Below are 5,965 nucleotides of genomic sequence, written 5' to 3' on the forward strand. Positions count from 1 at the left end.
CAAATGATGCAGTATATTCTATTATTATTTCATCACAAGACGCTAAACCCGCCTAGCTTCTCCTATAAAAAGCAAAAAAAACCTTTTTTTTAAACCATTTCAAAAAACGAAAAGACGCTGTACGGCATTATTTCCAGGCATAAAAGGTTGTTTAGCTTGGGTTGTTAAGTAGTATGAATTCTACAGTTCAGGAAGATGATTAAAATTTACATGCAGACTTTCAGATAGTTGATGTTTTATGTTAAATAAAAGTTACGAAAAGTTTGGTAGTGGAGGTAAAAGTTTCTACTTTTGCACCACTGAAAACGAAAGGAAGTAGGTAGCGCAGAAACTAAAGATAAGACAAAAACTTTTAAAAAATATACGTCAACAAATTTTGTAATAACAAAAAGAGTTGTATATTTGCAAACCCAATTAGGGAGCGCAGAAGTTTAGATTGAGAGTAAGGAGAATGGTTTAAGAGTTTAAAAAAAAACTTTTAAATTTTTTCAACAAACATTTGGTCATTAACAAAAAACTTATTACTTTTGCACTCGCAAATACGGAAGCGAAACGACAGAAAAAGTTTCCGTTATAAAGCGATAGAATAGAGATCATTGAAGATACAATATAACAACCAAAATTAAGGAAAAACTAAAGCGTATTAAAGAAACTTTGAGTGAGTCAGACAAACATACAATGGAGAGTTTGATCCTGGCTCAGGATGAACGCTAGCGGGAGGCCTAACACATGCAAGCCGAGCGGTATTTGTTCTTCGGAACAGAGAGAGCGGCGTACGGGTGCGGAACACGTGTGCAACCTGCCTTTATCAGGGGGATAGCCTTTCGAAAGGAAGATTAATACCCCATAATATATTGATTGGCATCAATTAATATTGAAAACTCCGGTGGATAGAGATGGGCACGCGCAAGATTAGATAGTTGGTGAGGTAACGGCTCACCAAGTCAGTGATCTTTAGGGGGCCTGAGAGGGTGATCCCCCACACTGGTACTGAGACACGGACCAGACTCCTACGGGAGGCAGCAGTGAGGAATATTGGACAATGGGTGAGAGCCTGATCCAGCCATCCCGCGTGAAGGACGACGGTTCTATGGATTGTAAACTTCTTTTATACTGGGATAAACCTACCCTCGTGAGGGTAGCTGAAGGTACAGTATGAATAAGCACCGGCTAACTCCGTGCCAGCAGCCGCGGTAATACGGAGGGTGCAAGCGTTATCCGGATTTATTGGGTTTAAAGGGTCCGTAGGCGGATCTGTAAGTCAGTGGTGAAATCTCATAGCTTAACTATGAAACTGCCATTGATACTGCAGGTCTTGAGTAAAGTAGAAGTGGCTGGAATAAGTAGTGTAGCGGTGAAATGCATAGATATTACTTAGAACACCAATTGCGAAGGCAGGTCACTATGTTTTAACTGACGCTGATGGACGAAAGCGTGGGGAGCGAACAGGATTAGATACCCTGGTAGTCCACGCCGTAAACGATGCTAACTCGTTTTTGGGTTTTCGGATTCAGAGACTAAGCGAAAGTGATAAGTTAGCCACCTGGGGAGTACGTTCGCAAGAATGAAACTCAAAGGAATTGACGGGGGCCCGCACAAGCGGTGGATTATGTGGTTTAATTCGATGATACGCGAGGAACCTTACCAAGGCTTAAATGGGAATTGACAGGTTTAGAAATAGACTTTTCTTCGGACAATTTTCAAGGTGCTGCATGGTTGTCGTCAGCTCGTGCCGTGAGGTGTTAGGTTAAGTCCTGCAACGAGCGCAACCCCTGTCACTAGTTGCCATCATTCAGTTGGGGACTCTAGTGAGACTGCCTACGCAAGTAGAGAGGAAGGTGGGGATGACGTCAAATCATCACGGCCCTTACGCCTTGGGCCACACACGTAATACAATGGCCAGTACAGAGGGCAGCTACCAGGCGACTGGATGCGAATCTCGAAAGCTGGTCTCAGTTCGGATTGGAGTCTGCAACTCGACTCTATGAAGCTGGAATCGCTAGTAATCGCGCATCAGCCATGGCGCGGTGAATACGTTCCCGGGCCTTGTACACACCGCCCGTCAAGCCATGGAAGTCTGGGGTACCTGAAGTCGGTGACCGTAACAGGAGCTGCCTAGGGTAAAACAGGTAACTAGGGCTAAGTCGTAACAAGGTAGCCGTACCGGAAGGTGCGGCTGGAACATCTCATTTTAGAGCGTCTTAAGACGTTAAACAAACAAGTATCGTAAGATACACAGTACTTATTTAAAGTTTTTAGCTTTAGTTTTTTTATTTGGTTGCTTATATTATATAAATACAAAACCCACTAGAAATTAGTATCAGAGGGAGAGATTTAGAAAATAGAAGTTAGAAAATAGAAGTTAGAGATTAGTCTAACATCTGGTGTCTAAAATCTAACATCTAAACAAAGTCTCGTAGCTCAGCTGGTTAGAGCGCTACACTGATAATGTAGAGGTCGGCAGTTCGAGCCTGCCCGAGACTACTAATTAAAGCGGTAAGCAATAAGCCTTAGGCAGTAAGCATTTTAGCTTATAGCATAAAGCCTACAGCCTACAGCACCTAGAGGGGGAATTAGCTCAGCTGGCTAGAGCGCCTGCCTTGCACGCAGGAGGTCAAGGGTTCGACTCCCTTATTCTCCACAGTTTTGAGAGTTTGATTTAAAAGTAAGATGGATAGAGCCAAAAAGAATATCCATTTATCAGACACTTGGAAAGACATAAGATCATTGACATTAACGGTAAAAATATCACAAAGAGAAAACCGAGCGCAATTAAGCGTTTGAGTTTACAAAATAGTTTACTAGAGATAGTAATCAAATAATACTGAACTAATTAATAATTAGGAAAGAAATCGTTAAGGGCGTATGGCGGATGCCTAGGCTTTCAGAGGCGAAGAAGGACGCGGTAAGCTGCGAAAAGCTCGGGGGATTGGCACACACGAATTGATCCCGAGATGTCCGAATGGGGCAACCCGTCTGGTTGAAGACCAGTCACTCTAAATTTATTTAGAGAGCAAACCAGGAGAACTGAAACATCTAAGTACCCTGAGGAAAAGAAATCGAAGAGATTCCGTAAGTAGTGGCGAGCGAACGCGGATTAGCCCAAAAGTCTTTATATATTTAATAGAATGTTCTGGAAAGAACAGCCATAGAGGGTGATAGCCCCGTATATGAAAGGTATATTAAGATGATAAATGAGTAGGGCGGGACACGTGAAATCCTGTCTGAATATGGGGGGACCATCCTCCAAGGCTAAATACTCCTGAAAGACCGATAGTGAACAAGTACTGTGAAGGAAAGGTGAAAAGCACTTCGAATAGAAGGGTGAAATAGAACCTGAAACCGTACGCCTACAAGCGGTCGGAGCCCACAAGTTGGGTGACGGCGTGCCTTTTGCATAATGAGCCTACGAGTTAATTTTACTAGCGAGGTTAAGTACTTCAGGTACGGAGCCGGAGCGAAAGCGAGTCTGAATAGGGCGTATAGTTAGTAGGATTAGACGCGAAACCTTGTGATCTACCCATGGGCAGGTTGAAGCTTTGGTAACACAAAGTGGAGGACCGAACCGGTTGACGTTGAAAAGTCTTCGGATGACCTGTGGGTAGGGGTGAAAGGCCAATCAAACTGGGAGATAGCTCGTACTCTCCGAAATGCATTTAGGTGCAGCGTCGATTTACAGTTTATTAGAGGTAGAGCTACTGATTGGATGCGGGGGAGTCAAATCCTACCAATTCCTGACAAACTCCGAATGCTAATAAATGATGGTCGGCAGTGAGGGCATGGGTGCTAAGGTCCATGTCCGAGAGGGAAAGAACCCAGACCAACAGCTAAGGTCCCCAAATCTCTGTTAAGTTGAAGCAACGCGGTTGGACTGCATTGACAGCTAGGATGTTGGCTTGGAAGCAGCCATTCATTTAAAGAGTGCGTAACAGCTCACTAGTCGAGCGGTCCGGCATGGATAATAATCGGGCATAAACAGAGTACCGAAGCTATGGATTTACAATCATTAGATTGTATCTGGTAGGAGAGCATTCTATTTGCGCCGAAGCAGTACTGTGAGGTATTGTGGAGCGGATAGAAAAGAAAATGTAGGCATAAGTAACGATAAAGCGGGCGAGAAACCCGCTCACCGAAAGACTAAGGTTTCCTCAGCCATGCTAATCAGCTGAGGGTTAGTCGGGACCTAACGCGAACCCGAAAGGGGTAGTGGATGGACAATGGGTTAATATTCCCATACTTGCTCACACTAAAAAGGGGACGGAGTGCCGTACTTACTGGAGACTGACGGAATAGTCAAGACCTAGCCTTCGGGCGAAGTTGTTGTAGGGAAAGTGCTTCCAAGAAAAGCCGAAGTGAAGCAACCCGTACCATAAACCGACACAGGTAGTCGAGGAGAGAATCCTAAGGTGCTAGAGTGAATCATGGTTAAGGAACTAGGCAAAATAGTCTCGTAACTTCGGGAGAAGAGACGCCAGCAGCAATGCTGGCCGCAGTAAAAAGGCCCAGGCGACTGTTTATCAAAAACACAGGACTCTGCAAAATCGAAAGATGCAGTATAGGGTCTGACACCTGCCCGGTGCTGGAAGGTTAAGGAAGGTCGTTAACAGCAATGCGAAGCGATTAACTGAAGCCCCAGTAAACGGCGGCCGTAACTATAACGGTCCTAAGGTAGCGAAATTCCTTGTCGGGTAAGTTCCGACCTGCACGAATGGTGTAACGATCTGGGCACTGTCTCAACCATGAGCTCTGTGAAATTGTAGTCTCGGTGAAGATGCCGAGTACCCGCAATGGGACGAAAAGACCCTGTGAACCTTTACTATAACTTCGTATTGACTTTGAGTAAGTAATGTGTAGGATAGGTGGGAGACTATGAAGCAGGCACGCTAGTGTTTGTGGAGTCAACGTTGAAATACCACCCTTTACTTACTTGGAGCCTAACTTCTTTTAGAAGGACATTGCGTGGTGGGTAGTTTGACTGGGGTGGTCGCCTCCAAAAGAGTAACGGAGGCTTTCAAAGGTACCCTCAGCACGCTTGGTAACCGTGCGTAGAGTGTAATGGCATAAGGGTGCTTGACTGTGAGACCTACAAGTCGATCAGGTGCGAAAGCAGGACATAGTGATCCGGTGGTTCCGTATGGAAGGGCCATCGCTCATAGGATAAAAGGTACTCCGGGGATAACAGGCTAGTCTCCCCCAAGAGCTCATATCGACGGGGAGGTTCGGCACCTCGATGTCGGCTCGTCACATCCTGGGGCTGGAGAAGGTCCCAAGGGTTGGGCTGTTCGCCCATTAAAGTGGCACGCGAGCTGGGTTCAGAACGTCGTGAGACAGTTCGGTCTCTATCTATTGCGGGCGTTAGATGTTTGAGAGGGCTTGATTCTAGTACGAGAGGACCGAATTGAACAAACCTCTGGTGTATCAGTTGTTCCGCCAGGAGCACCGCTGAGTAGCTACGTTTGGAAGAGATAAGCACTGAAAGCATATAAGTGCGAAACTCGCCTCAAGATGAGACATCTTTTAAGGGTCGTGGGAGATGACCACGTTGATAGGCTATAGGTGTAAAGTTGGTAACAGCATAGCCGAGTAGTACTAATTACCCGTAGATTTATAGCCTAATTGGCATACGCTTAATTGCGCAATCAAGGTTCTCTCTTTGTGAATATTCTTATCGATAAAAATTAGACTGAAAGATAATAGACCGATAGATAATAGACTTTAAAGTCTTCAATCTAAAAATCGATCATACAGTTCTAATTATATATACCCATACTTTGTATATTATAGTAATGTACAACTTAAACAGCCTTTAGGGTGGTTTTAGCGGTGGAGCTCACCTGTTCCCATTCCGAACACAGAAGTTAAGCCCACCAGCGCCGATGGTACTGCGAAAGCGGGAGAGTAGGTCGCCGCCAGTTTTTATTTAAAAGTCTCATACATGTATTTGTATGAGACTTTTTTTTTGTCC

2 tRNA genes and 3 rRNA genes are annotated in these 5,965 nt (G+C 44.8%); all 5 read left to right on the forward strand.

Features of this window, described 5'->3' with window-relative positions:
- Positions 1 to 675: 675 nt before the first annotated feature.
- Positions 676 to 2,192, forward strand: a 16S ribosomal RNA gene (locus tag BW939_RS15490).
- 218 nt (positions 2,193 to 2,410) lie between these two features.
- Positions 2,411 to 2,484: transfer RNA gene (locus BW939_RS15495), tRNA-Ile, on the forward strand.
- A gap of 83 nt (positions 2,485 to 2,567) precedes the next feature.
- A tRNA-Ala gene (locus BW939_RS15500) sits at positions 2,568 to 2,641 on the forward strand.
- Between the two features lie 204 nt (positions 2,642 to 2,845).
- Positions 2,846 to 5,613, forward strand: a 23S ribosomal RNA gene (locus tag BW939_RS15505).
- A gap of 194 nt (positions 5,614 to 5,807) precedes the next feature.
- Positions 5,808 to 5,915: ribosomal RNA gene (gene rrf / locus BW939_RS15510) — 5S ribosomal RNA — on the forward strand.
- The 16S, 23S and 5S rRNA genes sit together here with 2 tRNA genes alongside, the layout of an rRNA operon.
- Positions 5,916 to 5,965 lie beyond the last annotated feature (50 nt).

The organism is Chryseobacterium piscicola, assembly GCF_900156685.1.
GTDB classification, from domain to species: Bacteria; Bacteroidota; Bacteroidia; order Flavobacteriales; family Weeksellaceae; genus Chryseobacterium; species Chryseobacterium piscicola.